This window comes from Chrysiogenes arsenatis DSM 11915 (genome assembly GCF_000469585.1).
GTDB classification, from domain to species: Bacteria; Chrysiogenota; Chrysiogenetes; order Chrysiogenales; family Chrysiogenaceae; genus Chrysiogenes; species Chrysiogenes arsenatis.
Genome location: NZ_KI273144.1, coordinates 96,916 through 110,641 on the forward strand (window position 1 = coordinate 96,916; position 13,726 = coordinate 110,641).

The following is a 13,726-nucleotide window of genomic DNA, read 5'->3' on the forward strand; positions in this document are numbered from 1 at the left end:
CATTCATAGTAACAATAACGACATCGCATCAATAAATCATTCTTACGGAGGACACTATGAGTCTTGTTACCAAGTCAGCACCCGTGTTTCAAGCAGAAGCTGTTGCCAATATGGCCTTTACCAACATTAACCTTGAAGAGTACCGCGGTAAGTGGGTCGTACTTTTCTTTTACCCGCTCGACTTCACCTTTGTCTGTCCGACCGAAATAACTGCCTTTTCTGACCGCGCGGCTGAATTTACCGAGCGTGGCGTGCAAATCTTGGGCGTTTCGACCGACAGTAAGTTTTCCCACCTTGCTTGGGAAAATCAGCCCCGCGCCGAAGGCGGACTTGGCAAAATCGAATATCCACTGATCGCCGACTTTACCAAACAGATCAGCACCGACTACGGCGTGCTGCTCCCCGGCGGAATGGCGCTCAGAGCGACCTTCATTATCGACCCAGAAGGGGTTGTGCAGTATGAACTCGTCCACGCCCTTGGCATTGGCCGCAACGTGGATGAAATCCTACGCAGTATTGACGCGCTGCAGTTCACCCGCCAACACGGCGAAGTGTGCCCGGCTGGCTGGAGCAAGGGAGCGGCGACTATCGTTCCGGACGTTGCTAAATCAAAAGATTACTTCCAGAAACACGGCAATAAATAATCGCGTATAACGCAAAAAAGCCGCGAGGAGATCAGCTCTTCGCGGCTTTTTTGTATGCGTAATGTGCTATTTCTGCTTCTGCTCCAGTTTTTCCAGGAAGCTTGTGGTGACATTGCCACCGACAAAGTCGGAATCGCCGAGCACACGGCGATGGAAGTCGATGGTGGTTTTGATCCCTTCAACTTTCATTTCCCCCAGCGCCCGCTGCATCCGGTCGATGGCTTCCAAGCGATCCTTGCCGTGGACGATCAGTTTGCCGATCATAGAATCGTAATAGGGCGGAACATTCCAGCCAGCATACGCAGCTGAATCAACCCGCACTCCATAGCCGCCAGGCACGTGATAGCCCGTGATTTTCCCCGGACATGGGGTGAATTTCACGGGGTCTTCGGCGTTGATGCGGCACTCCATCGCGTGACCGGTAATCTTGATCTGCTCCTGCGTAAAGGAGAGTTTTTCGCCGGATGCCACGCGCAGTTGTTCCTTGATCAGGTCGTATCCGGTAACCATTTCGGTGACGGGATGCTCTACCTGAATGCGAGTGTTCATTTCGATAAAGAAGAATTCGCCGTACTTATCGACCAGAAATTCAATTGTTCCGGCGTTTTCGTACTGAATGTGCGTGACGGCTTTCACGGCGGCTTCTCCCATTTTTTGGCGCAGTTCCGGGGTCAAAAATGGGCTTGGCGCTTCTTCAATCAGTTTTTGGTGGCGGCGTTGTACGGAACAGTCGCGTTCGCCAAGGTGGACGGCGTTACCGTGGGCGTCGCCAAATACCTGAAACTCGATGTGGCGCGGATCTTCGATGTACTTTTCAATGTACACCGAGGCATCGCCAAAGGCACTTTTGGCTTCGTTGCGCGCCATGTTAAAGCCGGATTGCAACGAGGCATCGTTACGCGCAATGCGCATCCCTTTGCCTCCACCACCGGCTGACGCTTTAATGATAACGGGATAGCCGATGCTCCGCGCAATTTCGAGTGCTTCCATTTCGTCGTTAATCACGCCATAACTGCCCTGAATTACTGGCACTCCGGCTTCCATCATGGTTTGCTTAGCGCGCGCTTTATCGCCCATCAGTTTAATGTGGTTGGAGGTTGGCCCGATAAACTTGATGTTACAATCTTCGCAGATTTGGGCAAAGCTGGCATTTTCGGCCAGAAAGCCGTAACCGGGATGGATGGCATCGACGTTTTTCAGTTCTGCGCTGGCAATGATGTTTTTGATATTGAGATACGATAGCGAGCTGGGAGCAGGGCCGATACAGACGGATTCATCCGCGAGTTTGACGTGCAACGCTTCACGGTCGGCTTCGGAATAGACGGCTACCGTTTCGATCCCCATTTCACGACAAGCTCGGATGATCCGCACGGCAATTTCGCCGCGATTGGCGACGAGAACTTTCTGTATCATGGGCATTACGCTTCGTCGATCAGGAACAGGGTTTGCCCGAACTCGACCGGCTTACTGTTCTCCCCAAGGATTTTGACGACGGTACCGCTGACATCAGATTCGATTTCGTTCATGATCTTCATCGCTTCCACGATGCAGAGCACATCACCCTTCTTCACTTTTGAGCCGACGGCCACATAAGGCGAGCTTTCGGGAGTTGGCGCTGCATAGAATGTACCGACGATGGGTGATTTTACTTCGGCATAATTAACATCCGGAGTCGCTGCTGGAGCTGCCGCGGGAGCTGGCGCTATCGCGGTGTTTGCGGCCGGAGCGGGAGCGCTCACATACGCTACTGCTGGAGCGGCTTGAGCTGCGACAAGTGACCCTTTGCGAATGGTCAGCTTAAATGTTTCCTGTTCAAGTTTGAGCTCAGAAATAGAAGAAGCATCAACTTGAGCGACTAACGCTTTAATGTCATCAATGTGCATAATTATACCCTTTCTAGATAGTCGGCGGTGCGGGTATCAACGCGGATAACCTCGCCTTGGTTGACGAAGAGGGGCACCATGACCCGCTTGCCGGTTTCAAGAATAGCTGGTTTCGAACCACCCGTGACGGTATCGCCGCGAATGCCTGGTTCGGTTTCGATAATTTCGAGTTCCATAAACATGGGGGGTTCAACGGATATAACTTTGCCGTTGAAGGACATCAAACGGTATACAGCGTTTTCTTTCATATAGTCGCCCGCGAGTCCGAGTTGATCCTGATTGATGGTCACTTGTTCGTAGGTTCCATTATCCATAAAGTTGAAGGCATCCCCTTCGCGATAGAGATACTGAAACTCTTTTTCTTCTAAGTCGGGGCGTTTGACTTTTTCGCCGCTGCGCCACGTAATTTCGACCGTTTTTCCATTGATGAGATTTTTGACGGTAGCACGAACAAACGCGCCCCCTTTACCAGGCTTATAGTGGACAAAATCAACGATCAAATACGGTTCACCCTCGTGCTCAATTTTCAATCCTTTACGAAAATCGCTGGTACTCACGATGCTCATATATGCCTCCTCACAAAATCATGCTCTCAAAATCTTTGACAAGCGGTGCCGTTACTATTTCAAGTCGATCGTCATGGACGATGATTAAATCTTCGATTCGCACTCCGCCAACTCCGGGCACGTAAATCCCCGGCTCAACAGTTACGACCATCCCCGCTTCGGCTATCGCCTCTTGAGAGCGGGGAGAGAGCACTGGCGCTTCGTGAATTTGAATCCCAACGCCATGTCCCGTACCATGTCCGAAAAATTCACCGAAACCGGCGTTGTGTATCACACTACGGGCTATCTGGTCTACTTCCAACAATCTAACGCCGCATTTCAGGGCGTCGATGGCACGTAATTGCGCCTCAAGTACGGTGCGGTAGATGCGTTCGAGTTCTTTGGAAGGGGTGCCGATAAAAACCGTGCGCGTCATATCGGAGCAGTATGTGGCGCGCGCTCCCCAGTCAATAACGACGCTATCGCCCGCTTCAAGCATTTTTAAGCTCGTTGAATGGTGGGGCAACGCGCTGTTGCCCCCAGAGGCCACTATTGTGGGAAACGCTTGGGTCGAGGCACCCATCTTGCGACATTGATATTCGAGTTCGGCGGCCACGTCGAGTTCACTGACCCCGTTCCGGATATGCTGGCGTATCGCCAGAAAAGCATCGATGGAAATGCGCGTACTGCGGCGGATTTCATCCAACTCCACATGGTCTTTCTTGGTACGGAGTGCGCTTAATGAAGGCGTTATCCAACGTGACTCGATGCTGGCGGATAGGCGCGTAGAGAGCAGATGCCACCGCTCGCAGCTCATGCTCTCTTCCAGCCACAGACGTTTCACCCCTTTTGCGTGCACGGTATCAGCAAGAAATCCATCCATATCTGACGGGCTTTGCAAGATTTCATGGTAAGCGCACTGCGTGCTGGAGCGGATAAAATAGCGCGCGTCAGTAATGAGCACTAACTGATTGGCGCAAACAATAACCGCGGCGCATGTGCCGCGGTAACCGGTAACGTATTGAATATTCGGAAGCGATGTCAACAAAGCGGCTTCATCTTCTGCCAAAGAAAGCGCTTGCAGCAATGCGCCAAAACGCGTGTCGTAAGGAGCCGTTAGAGGTGTCATGCGATAGTCTCGGTATAGGTTATTTTTTTGCGAACGTGATTTTACTAATCATGACACCGCGTCGGTCTTTCTGATCAATCAACACATCGACAAAAATATCGTTGCGTTGGTTGTTGTGCGCTGCCTGAATCAGACTTTCGACATGCTTGGCACGGGTCAGCGCTAAGCCATATTGCTTGAGATCAGCAAAGGGCGGTGCGTATGGGCGCTCATCCGCAATGCCGACGATGAGGTAAATAACGTCCGGCGATGGTGCGGCAATGCGCGTCAGAATGGCATCAATTTCTTTTTTCGGAAGCCGCACTTGGCCAACTGGCATTTGATAAAATTCGTAGCGTACAGAAGAAATGCGTCGCAACGCCGAACTTGCCATCCCCGCCAGTTTGCGTTCCATTTCGGCCATCTCTTCGGGAGTGCCGTCGCGCACTTCCAAAATAGCACCGCCCGCATACTCCTGCGGATTTTGTGCATTGCGCAGCAGCTCATACTCCGCGAATAGCTCACGGTATTCATTGCGCAACGTCGTCAATTCACCCTGAAACGTTGTATTGCTTTCAGCCAAACGTCGAGCATCATCCGGCGAAATACTGTTGCGCGGCATCACCCAAAACACAATGAGAGCTACCAGGAAACTGGCGGCAGCACCAAGGAGAAATGACTTCATAGAACCTCCTAAATACGCTTATTGGTTATACACTACGTCCAGAATTTCACGTGCCCCGTTATCCAATAGGGTTTGCGCGACGGCGTTGCCGAGTGCTTCGGGGTCATTTCCACGAGCGGAGTGGCGAATAACTTCTTGCCCGTCAAGACTCGCAACGATCCCTTCGAGTGCAATATTTCCAGCCGCATCGGAAGTTGCATAGCCACCGATTGGCACTTGGCATCCCCCTTCAAGGGTGCGCAACAATGTGCGCTCGGCACGAACACAACGCGAAGTGGTTTCGTCTGCCAAAAAGGCAATCATTTCGGCAACCGCACTGTCGTTTTCACGAATTTCTATCCCCAGCGCCCCTTGGCCTATAGCGGGAATCATCGTGGCGGGTTCGATATATTCGGTGATCAAATGCGCCAGCTCAAGACGGCGCAAACCGGCAGCGGCGAGGATAATCCCATCAAGTTGCAGTTCTTCCATCTTATTCAGGCGCGTCTGTACATTACCGCGAATAGAAACAATTTCCCACTCAGGATAGTGCGCCAAAAGCTGTGCCTGACGACGCAGTGAACTGGTGCCAATGCGCGCTTTTGGGCCAATTTCGGCCATCGTTTTTCCGGTGCGGCTGACAAACGCATCGCGCGGATCATCGCGTTCTGTGATTACCGACAGGGTCAACCCTTCAGGGAAAACAGTGGGAACATCCTTCATAGAATGGACGGCAAGGTCGATGGTTCCTTCAAGGAGAGCTGTTTCAAGCTCTTTGACAAATAACCCTTTGCCACCGACCAGCGCCAAAGGAGTATCGAGAATTTTATCCCCTTGGGTAGTGATTTTTTCGAGGACAACTTCCAAACTTGGGTAGCGTTTTTCAAGGCATGCTTGAATGTGTTCCGCCTGCCACAGGGCAAGTTTGCTAGCACGAGTTCCGATAACGATTTTTTTCATGATTGCTCCAAATCATAGAGTTTTTTGAAGGCGTCCACATAGGTGGCTCCATCTTCTTGTAAAGCCAGCTTTTTTAAGTTGGCACTGGGGATATGCAAAAATTTATTCATCAGCGCACGCCCGAAAGCGGCTAACTGCTCATCAGATCCTTTACCCGCAAAGCGTTGCAACTCATTATGTAGAACCCCTTCAAATTCACGGCGAAATCCAACGATAATTGGCGCAATATCATGGGTTTCAATCCAACGAAAATATCCGTCAACTTCTTCTTCTATCAAAGCAAGGGCAACGTCCAACTCTTTGATGCGCGACTGTTTGTTTTCTTCCACCACCTGCTGCAAGTCGTCAATATCGTAACAATACACCATGTCGATTTGATTGACAGATTCTTCCACGTCACGCGGCACGGCAATATCGATAAAAAACATGGGCGCATCGTACCCCCGCTTGCGCATCGCCCGTTTTACCATCGCATGCGTAATCACTGGCTCATTGGCGCCAGTGGATGAAATCACAATATCGCATCCTGAAAGGTGATCGCCAAGGTCATCCAGTGTGATCCCTTTGCCGCCAAACATCAGGGCTAACTTTTCCGCCCGCGCTAACGTGCGGTTCGCCACGACAAAGTCCTGAACACCGTTCGTGTGGAGGTGTTTCGCAGCCAGTTCGCACATTTCGCCCGCGCCAATCAGCATACAACGCTTCCCTTGCAGATCGCCGAATATTTTCCGTGCCAGTTCTACCGCAGCAAACGAAACGCTGACCGCGTTTTCCGCTATTTTCGTCTCATTGCGCACCCGCTTGGCAGCCATAAAGGCGCGCATAAAGACTTTTTCTAGCCGCTTTAACTTCAGGTGTTTGCGTGCCGCTTCATAAGAATCTTTCACCTGCCCCAGAATCTGCGGCTCGCCCAATACCATCGACTCCAGCGCTGAACTGACACGAAACAGATGCGCAACGGCATCTCGCCCAGTAAAAGCTTGTAGACACTGCTGTAAAAGTTCGCGCTTCAGCCCAAGCTTATCGCGCAAAGCATCAAAGAGAGCGTCGATCGTACGACTCAAATCGCGTGATAGGAAAACAAATTCAACGCGGTTGCACGTCGATATAATGACAAGTTCACTCATTTCAAAGTGGTCAATGTGTTGGTAGATATCAGCAATATGTTCGGGCGCTAGCGCCAATTTTTCGCGAAATTCCACCGGAGTTGTTTTATAGCTAAAGCTCAGTACACCAATCATGAGGGTTCACCGCTCGGGAAAAAGTGTCCTATCCCCGTCATCGTGATAAGCGCGAGTATAATCGCACAGATGATTCCATACGCATTTTGGCGCGGCGTAATCAAGTTGAGACGCGATAGAACCGCTAAAACAGCATACAACAGCCACGTAAAGAGTGATGCGATGGTTTTAGGATCCTGCAAAATCAGCAATTGCCCGTAAATTTGATAACTCCAGAGGATTGACACGGCAAGCCCCAAGGTAAAAACGATCAGTCCAAAATAGAGCGTCGCCCGCTGAATACGGATTAACGATGAGAGATTTGGAATGCGCTGGAAAAAGACTCCTTGCACATCCTTACTCTTCAGCTTCCGCTCAATCACTAAATAGAGCGTTGCCGTGCTGACTGCCAGAAAAAATGACGCGAAAGCCAACACAATCAAAATGATGTGCGCGCTAAAGAAATGTGACCGAAGCTCAGGAGGGAGTGTTGCCGTAATTTCCGGTAGGATCACGCGGCTGCTCATTCCAACGAAAGCAAGTGGCATCACGAAGGCGCCAGACAGGGCAAAACGGTAGCGCCACGAGAGCGTCAAAAAGAGCGCCACGGTGCTGAAAGCGAAAAGTGCCAGCGTTACGTACGGTTTTTCGAGTGGCAGATACCCATACTCGCGATACTCAATGCCAAGCACCAGAAAATTCAGCAATACGCCAAATGTAGCGCTAAAATAGGCCGCGTTCTTATTGCGTTCCGTATCATCATTGATAAAGCGGAAAAAATACCATGACGCGACAAGGTAGAGCGCTAAACTCAGATGATAAATAATAAATTCCATTATGAGACTCCTCTTGGACGTACAAGCAACTGTGGTGCCGCAAAACGCTTCGTAATCGCTGCTGCAATCGCTTCCAGCGGAAGAATATCGTCAATCGCACCACGCCGAACCGCTTCTTTGGGCATCCCATAGACCACGCAGGTTTCTTCGTTCTGCGCAATCGTATAACCACCCGCCTGCTTGATTTCAGACATACCGAGTGCTCCGTCATCACCCATGCCTGTCAAAATCACCGCTGTCGCATACATTCCCACCGCTTGCGCTACCGAACGAAAGAGCACATCGACGGAAGGGCAGTGGCGTGTCACGGGTGGACCTGCAACAACATTAACAAAATACCCACTTCCATCGGCACGTACAACAAGGTGACTGCCGCCAATGGCAATTAACACCTCTCCATGGCGCACACGATCACCATCCGCTGCCTCTTTCACACGCATAGCGCACAGCGAATCAAGTCGCTGTGCAAAGCGAGCCGTAAAGATCGGTGGCATATGTTGCACAACAACAATACCGGGCGTATCCGCTGGAAGCGCGCTGAGTACAATACGCAAGGCATCGGTTCCCCCGGTAGAAGAGCCTATCGCTATTATAGGCTCTGAATGTTTTCCTGCCTTGTAAGGAGCAGGGGGAAGTATGACATCAGGAAGCAACTTCGGCGCGGCATGCGCGGCTTTCCGTTGCGACGGCGTTTTCCCGGAAGAAGATCGAGAGGGTGAGAGTGGCACGCGGTTCTGTTGACCTCCACAGGTATAAATAGACCGCAAAATCTACCACGCCTCGCCCAAATCTGCAAACGCTTCTCGGTGCAACTCACATCAAAGTTGCTTGCAGCCCCGCACCAGAAATTATGCTGGGCAATAAAAAATCGCTCCACCGTTCTGTATATTTTTTACGCAAAAGCAGCCTTTGCCCTTGACAAGATATTCCCCTGAAGAATAGTATTCCGGTGTTGGCACTCTCTTTCGTGGAGTGCCAATTGTAATGGAGCGTACTATGCATGTGTTTGATGAAAGAAGCCAGGTCATCCTGAATGATATTGTCAAGCTCTACATTGAGTCGGGCGAACCAGTTGGATCGCGGACGCTATCGCGCAGCTCGGGTTTAAACCTGAGTGCTTCTTCAATTCGCAATATCATGAGCGATTTGGAGTACATGGGCTTTATTGCTCAGCCGCATACCTCCGCAGGGCGCATTCCAACCGATGCAGGCTATAGGTTCTTTGTCGATACCCTCATCACGCATCGAGGAAAATCGACCACCGAACCCGGCATGCGCAATGAGATCCGTCTCCGCTTGGAGCAACAGGCGGGCGATAAGCAAAAGCTTTTTCATGAAGCAAGCCGCCTCCTCTCCTCGCTGACCTCGTGCATGGCGATTGTCAGCGCTCCGCGACTCTCGTCGCTGCCAGTAAAACATATCAGTTTTATGGCGCTCGGCGACCGCAAAATGCTGGTCGTTCTCGTTACCGCAGGCGGTATGGTGCAAAATGCCATCGTCGACACACAGCACGTCATCACTGCCGATATTCTGGAGCGGATAAACCGCTTTATGCAGGAACACATCAATGGACACTCCCTGAGTGATGCCAGAAAAAAGCTGCGTCGCCTCATGCGTCAGGAGATGGAAGAGTTCCGCACGTTGCTGGAAAAAGTGAGCGAACACAAAGATATTTGCGATAATCAACTTTTCATGGATGGCTTTCTGCAAATGTTCGATGGGCGGCAAGCTCCCTCGGGTGATATTGCTAAAATGCGCCAGCTCTTCAGCGCCTTTGAAGAGAAAAAAGTCGTCTTTGAGTTGATCGACAAATGCATCGACGCTTCTGGGGTAAAGATCTTTATTGGCACCGAGAACCCTGTGGAGTCAATGTCCGACTATACCGTCGTCACACAGAACTACGGCTCCGACCCACTCTCCCCAATGGGAGCCATCGGCGTCATCGGCCCCAAGACCATGAACTATCATCACGTCATTGACATCATCGACATAACCGCTTCTGCGCTCGGTGCGATGGTACGTGAATAATACCAAAAGAACATTCAGCAAAATGGAGTGGACATGAATCAATCACATGAAGAACAACTGAACACCAACACAGAACCATTGCCGGAAAATGACGCTTCCGCAGAAACTTCCGCCGGTTCGGAAAGTATGGAGCAGGTGATCGAAAAACTCGAAGCGCGCATTGCCGCTAAGGAAGACGAACGGATGCGTTTGCTTGCCGAATTTGACAACTTCAAAAAGCGCAACACGCGCGAGCGTCACGACGCTATCCGCTACGCAAACCAAGGGCTGATCGGTGAAATGCTTGGCGTGCTCGACACGTTTGACCTTGCTGTTAACCATATTGCCGATCCCGAAGCGAATAAGTCCATCGTCGACGGCATTGACATGATGAAGAAACAACTTATGACCGTGTTGAAAAAACACGGGCTTGAGGAAATCACCTCGTCCGGAGAGTTTGATCCGAACTTGCACGAAGCCGTGATGCAGAGTGCTTCGGACAACCATGAAGACGGCCATATTGTCGCCGTCATGCAAAAAGGCTATCGCCTACACGACCGCGTTATCCGACCAGCAATGGTCAGTGTGTGTAAGAAATAAACGAAACATTAAATACGGAGGACACTCTCATGGCTAAAGTTATTGGAATCGACCTAGGAACCACGAATTCGTGTGTATCAATTATGGAGGGTGGCGACCCAAAAGTTATCGCCAACGCTGAAGGGAACCGCACCACCCCAAGTATCGTTGCTTTCACCGACAAAGGGGAACGGCTGGTTGGTCAAACCGCCAAGCGTCAAGCTATCACGAACCCTGAAAACACTGTATTTGCCGTCAAGCGTTACATCGGACGGAAGTTTGATTCAGAAATCGTACAGCGCGATCTGAAAAACCTGCCGTTTAAACTGGCTGGCGCCAGCAACGGCGACGTGAGCATCTCCGCTCAAGGAAAAAATTATTCGCCGCAGGAAGTCAGCGCAATGGTACTGCAAAAAATGAAGCAGACCGCTGAAGATTACCTTGGCGAAACCGTGACAGAAGCGGTTATCACCGTTCCCGCTTACTTTAACGACGCCCAGCGTCAAGCGACCAAAGATGCTGGTAAAATCGCTGGACTCAATGTTCTGCGGATCATCAACGAGCCAACCGCCGCTGCGCTGGCGTATGGTTTGGAAAAGAAATCAGACGAAGTGGTTGCCGTCTACGACCTTGGCGGCGGAACTTTCGACGTTTCTATCCTTGAAATCAGTGAAGGGGTTTTTGAAGTTAAATCCACTAACGGCGACACGCACCTTGGCGGCGAAGACTTCGACCAGCGGATCATCAATCATATTGCTGACGAATTCAAAAAAGAGAGCGGCATCGACCTGCGTAACGATAAAATGGCATTGCAGCGCTTGAAAGAAGCCGCAGAAAAAGCCAAGCATGAACTTTCCGGCTCCATGGAAACCGAAATCAACCTGCCGTTTATTACGATGGATCAATCCGGCCCAAAACACCTGCAAATGCGTCTGAGCCGCTCAAAGCTGGAGCAATTGGTCGAAGATCTGATTGCCCGCACCATTGAGCCATGCCGCAAAGCGCTGGCGGATGCTGGCCTGAAAGCATCGGACGTCAACGAAGTTATCCTCGTTGGCGGGATGACACGGATGCCAAAAGTACAACAAGCCGTAAAAGATTTCTTCGGTCGCGAACCGCACCGTGGTGTCAACCCCGACGAAGTAGTAGCCATCGGCGCCGCCATCCAAGGTGGTGTCCTGAAGGGCGACGTAAAAGACGTTCTCCTGCTTGACGTTACTCCGCTCAGCCTCGGGATTGAGACGCTCGGTGGCGTCATGACGAAAATCATTGAGCGCAACACCACGATTCCAACCAAAAAGTCGCAAACGTTCTCGACAGCCGCTGACAACCAGCCTTCTGTCAGCATTCACGTCCTACAAGGCGAGCGCGAAATGGCCAACGCCAACAAATCCCTTGGCCGCTTCGACTTGATGGATATTCCACCAGCGCCACGCGGTTTGCCGCAAATCGAAGTCACCTTTGACATCGACGCCAACGGGATTGTCGCCGTTTCAGCCAAAGACCTTGGCACGGGCAAGCAGCAATCCATTGTCATCCGCGACTCTTCTGGCCTTTCTGAAGAAGAGATCGAAAAAATGGTCAAAGATGCCGAACTGCACGCCGAGGAAGATCGCAAAAAGCGCGAAGTGATTGAACTGAAAAATCAGGCCGACACACTGCTCTATTCAACCGAAAAAGCCCTTGGCGAGCATGGCGACAAGCTCCCAGCTGGCGATAAAGAAAACATTCAGTCCAAGCTAAATGCCTTGCGCGAAACGCTCAAAAGCGAAACACCCGCAAAAGAAACGATAGAAGTACAAATCAAAGAGCTTTCCGAAGCCTCCATGAAGCTCGGCGAAATCGTCTATCAGGCCTCACAAGGTGGCGCTGAAGAGACAGCTGGAGGCGGTTGTGGTTCTGGTGGCTGCGGCACAGAATCAGCTCCGCACGAAGAGCCAAAGAAAAAAGATGATAACGTGATGGATGCAGAGTTCGAAGAGGTTGACGAGAAAAAGAAATAAGGTTTATGGTGTTCCACAGAATGACCGCACCTTACGTGCCATAAACGCGCGTTGCCCGCAGTATAGTGTTTTACTGCGGGCTTCGTAGCTTACTGATTAGGATAGTATCATGTCAAAACGGGACTATTACGAAGTACTTGGTGTCAACAAGAACGCTTCTGATGTTGAAATCAAAAAAGCGTATCGCAAGCTTGCCATCCAGTTCCACCCCGATAAAAACCCGGGCAATGCCGAAGCCGAAGAGAAATTCAAAGAAGCAACAGAAGCGTATGAAGTCTTGAGCGACGGGCAAAAACGGGCGCAATACGACCAGTTCGGCCACTCCATGAATGGTGGCTTTGGCAACTACAAAAGCCAAGGATTCCAGAACGTTAATTTTGAAGATATTTTCGGCGACTTCGACGATATTTTCAGTGCTTTTGGTGGCGGAGGTTCGCGCCGCCGTTCTTCGCACAGTGGGCCACGTCCACAAGCCGGAAACGACCTGCTCTATACGCTCGATATCACGTTTGAAGAAGCCGCCTTTGGCGCCAGCAAAACCATCCGCGTCCCACGTAACGAAACCTGCCCCAAATGTCAGGGCTCAGGTGCGAATTCACCCGAGGATGTCGAAACCTGTCAAACCTGTGGCGGCAAAGGACAAATCCGCCGCTCGCAAGGGTTTTTCAGTATTTCTCAACCCTGCCACTCCTGTCAGGGGCTCGGAAAAACAATCAAAAATAAATGTTCCCACTGCCGTGGACAGGGCTCAGTACGGGTTGAAAAAAGCCTCTCCGTCACCATTCCTGCCGGAGTTGAAACCGGCAACCGTCTCCGACTCACGGGAGAAGGCGAATCTGGGCGACACGGTGGCCCTGCGGGCGACCTCTATGTCGAAATGCGCGTCGCGCCGCACCCAATCTTCAGACGCGATGGCAATGATATTTTCTGCGAAGTGCCCATACCCTTTGCCACCGCGGCACTGGGTGGCTCGCTTGAAGTGCCAACCCTCACCGGCAAAGCCAAATTGAAAATCCCCGAAGGGACACAATCCAATAAGCTTTTCCGCCTGAAAAGCAAAGGAATTGCCGATGTGCGTGGGCGCGGCATTGGCGACCAGATTATTCAGGTTGTCGTCGAAACGCCAACCAACTTGACAGAACGACAGCGGGAGCTTTTACGTGAGTTTGACGAAGCGAGCAGCGAAAATCATCCGATGGGGAACTCTTTCTGGGAAAAAGTAAAAGGGCTGTTTCAGTAGCGGATACTCGCGCCGCCTGCGCAAAAGACTATAACTA

The 13,726-nt window shown here is 51.1% G+C and carries 14 protein-coding genes; 5 read left to right on the forward strand and 9 right to left on the reverse strand.

The window, feature by feature from the left end; all coding sequences use genetic code 11:
- Window positions 1-56 precede the first annotated feature (56 nt).
- Complete coding sequence (locus P304_RS0111650; protein ID WP_027390673.1) at window positions 57-644, forward strand: peroxiredoxin; 588 nt, start codon at window positions 57-59, stop codon at window positions 642-644.
- Window positions 645-710: 66 nt separating this feature from the next.
- On the opposite strand, the gene accC is transcribed toward P304_RS0111650, so the two are convergent.
- From accC to P304_RS15430, 9 genes are read right to left on the reverse strand one after another with little or no spacing between them, the layout of a single operon-like run.
- Entirely contained in the window at window positions 711-2,057 is a 1,347-nt protein-coding gene (accC, locus tag P304_RS0111655; RefSeq protein ID WP_027390674.1) for an acetyl-CoA carboxylase biotin carboxylase subunit, read from the reverse strand.
- 5 nt (window positions 2,058-2,062) lie between these two features.
- Complete coding sequence (gene accB / locus P304_RS0111660; RefSeq protein WP_027390675.1) at window positions 2,063-2,527, reverse strand: acetyl-CoA carboxylase biotin carboxyl carrier protein; 465 nt, start codon at window positions 2,525-2,527, stop codon at window positions 2,063-2,065.
- Window positions 2,528-2,529: 2 nt separating this feature from the next.
- Window positions 2,530-3,087, reverse strand: coding sequence for an elongation factor P (gene efp / locus P304_RS0111665; protein WP_027390676.1), 558 nt, complete (start codon window positions 3,085-3,087; stop codon window positions 2,530-2,532).
- 16 nt (window positions 3,088-3,103) lie between these two features.
- Window positions 3,104-4,201, reverse strand: coding sequence for an aminopeptidase P family protein (locus tag P304_RS0111670; protein WP_051321646.1), 1,098 nt, complete (start codon window positions 4,199-4,201; stop codon window positions 3,104-3,106).
- 19 nt (window positions 4,202-4,220) lie between these two features.
- Complete coding sequence (locus P304_RS0111675; protein ID WP_027390678.1) at window positions 4,221-4,865, reverse strand: hypothetical protein; 645 nt, start codon at window positions 4,863-4,865, stop codon at window positions 4,221-4,223.
- 18 nt (window positions 4,866-4,883) lie between these two features.
- Window positions 4,884-5,804 (reverse strand): hydroxymethylbilane synthase, encoded by a 921-nt coding sequence (gene hemC, locus P304_RS0111680; RefSeq protein WP_027390679.1) that lies wholly within the window; start codon window positions 5,802-5,804, stop codon window positions 4,884-4,886.
- A complete protein-coding gene (gene hemA, locus P304_RS15425) occupies window positions 5,801-7,045 on the reverse strand; it encodes a glutamyl-tRNA reductase (protein WP_034765431.1) in 1,245 nt (414 codons plus the stop codon). Before hemA ends, hemC begins: the two co-directional genes overlap by 4 nt.
- On the reverse strand, window positions 7,042-7,860 hold the full coding sequence (locus P304_RS0111690) for a cytochrome C assembly family protein (protein WP_027390680.1): 819 nt from the start codon (window positions 7,858-7,860) through the stop codon (window positions 7,042-7,044). Before P304_RS0111690 ends, hemA begins: the two co-directional genes overlap by 4 nt.
- Entirely contained in the window at window positions 7,860-8,588 is a 729-nt protein-coding gene (locus P304_RS15430) for a CheB methylesterase domain-containing protein (protein WP_201766970.1), read from the reverse strand. The genes P304_RS0111690 and P304_RS15430 overlap by 1 nt, the downstream gene beginning before the upstream one ends.
- Before the next feature lie 268 nt (window positions 8,589-8,856).
- Here P304_RS15430 and hrcA point away from each other — a divergent pair, with 268 nt between their 5' ends.
- From hrcA to dnaJ, 4 genes are all read left to right on the forward strand, one after another.
- Window positions 8,857-9,888 carry a heat-inducible transcriptional repressor HrcA gene (hrcA, locus tag P304_RS0111700; RefSeq protein ID WP_027390681.1) on the forward strand — a complete coding sequence of 344 codons (1,032 nt, stop codon included), beginning with the start codon at window positions 8,857-8,859 and terminating at the stop codon, window positions 9,886-9,888.
- Window positions 9,889-9,921: 33 nt separating this feature from the next.
- The gene (gene grpE, locus P304_RS0111705) at window positions 9,922-10,467 is read left to right on the forward strand and encodes a nucleotide exchange factor GrpE (RefSeq protein WP_027390682.1); all 546 of its coding nucleotides are present in this window, start codon (window positions 9,922-9,924) and stop codon (window positions 10,465-10,467) included.
- 29 nt (window positions 10,468-10,496) lie between these two features.
- Window positions 10,497-12,449, forward strand: a complete 1,953-nt coding sequence (gene dnaK, locus P304_RS0111710; RefSeq protein ID WP_027390683.1) for a molecular chaperone DnaK — start codon at window positions 10,497-10,499, stop codon at window positions 12,447-12,449.
- Between the two features lie 109 nt (window positions 12,450-12,558).
- Entirely contained in the window at window positions 12,559-13,689 is a 1,131-nt protein-coding gene (gene dnaJ / locus P304_RS0111715; protein ID WP_027390684.1) for a molecular chaperone DnaJ, read from the forward strand.
- The last annotated feature ends 37 nt before the right edge of the window (window positions 13,690-13,726 follow it).

Excerpts from the sequence above, each read along its gene's own strand:
- P304_RS0111650 (WP_027390673.1), top strand. The coding sequence starts at position 57 with ATGAGTCTTGTTACCAAGTCAGCACCCGTGTTTCAAGCAGAAGCTGTT.
- accC (WP_027390674.1), bottom strand. The coding sequence starts at position 2,057 with ATGATACAGAAAGTTCTCGTCGCCAATCGCGGCGAAATTGCCGTGCGG.
- accB (WP_027390675.1), bottom strand. The coding sequence starts at position 2,527 with ATGCACATTGATGACATTAAAGCGTTAGTCGCTCAAGTTGATGCTTCT.
- P304_RS0111670 (WP_051321646.1), bottom strand. The coding sequence starts at position 4,201 with ATGACACCTCTAACGGCTCCTTACGACACGCGTTTTGGCGCATTGCTG.
- P304_RS0111675 (WP_027390678.1), bottom strand. The coding sequence starts at position 4,865 with ATGAAGTCATTTCTCCTTGGTGCTGCCGCCAGTTTCCTGGTAGCTCTC.
- hemC (WP_027390679.1), bottom strand. The coding sequence starts at position 5,804 with ATGAAAAAAATCGTTATCGGAACTCGTGCTAGCAAACTTGCCCTGTGG.
- hemA (WP_034765431.1), bottom strand. The coding sequence starts at position 7,045 with ATGATTGGTGTACTGAGCTTTAGCTATAAAACAACTCCGGTGGAATTT.
- P304_RS0111690 (WP_027390680.1), bottom strand. The coding sequence starts at position 7,860 with ATGGAATTTATTATTTATCATCTGAGTTTAGCGCTCTACCTTGTCGCG.
- hrcA (WP_027390681.1), top strand. The coding sequence starts at position 8,857 with ATGCATGTGTTTGATGAAAGAAGCCAGGTCATCCTGAATGATATTGTC.
- grpE (WP_027390682.1), top strand. The coding sequence starts at position 9,922 with ATGAATCAATCACATGAAGAACAACTGAACACCAACACAGAACCATTG.
- dnaK (WP_027390683.1), top strand. The coding sequence starts at position 10,497 with ATGGCTAAAGTTATTGGAATCGACCTAGGAACCACGAATTCGTGTGTA.
- dnaJ (WP_027390684.1), top strand. The coding sequence starts at position 12,559 with ATGTCAAAACGGGACTATTACGAAGTACTTGGTGTCAACAAGAACGCT.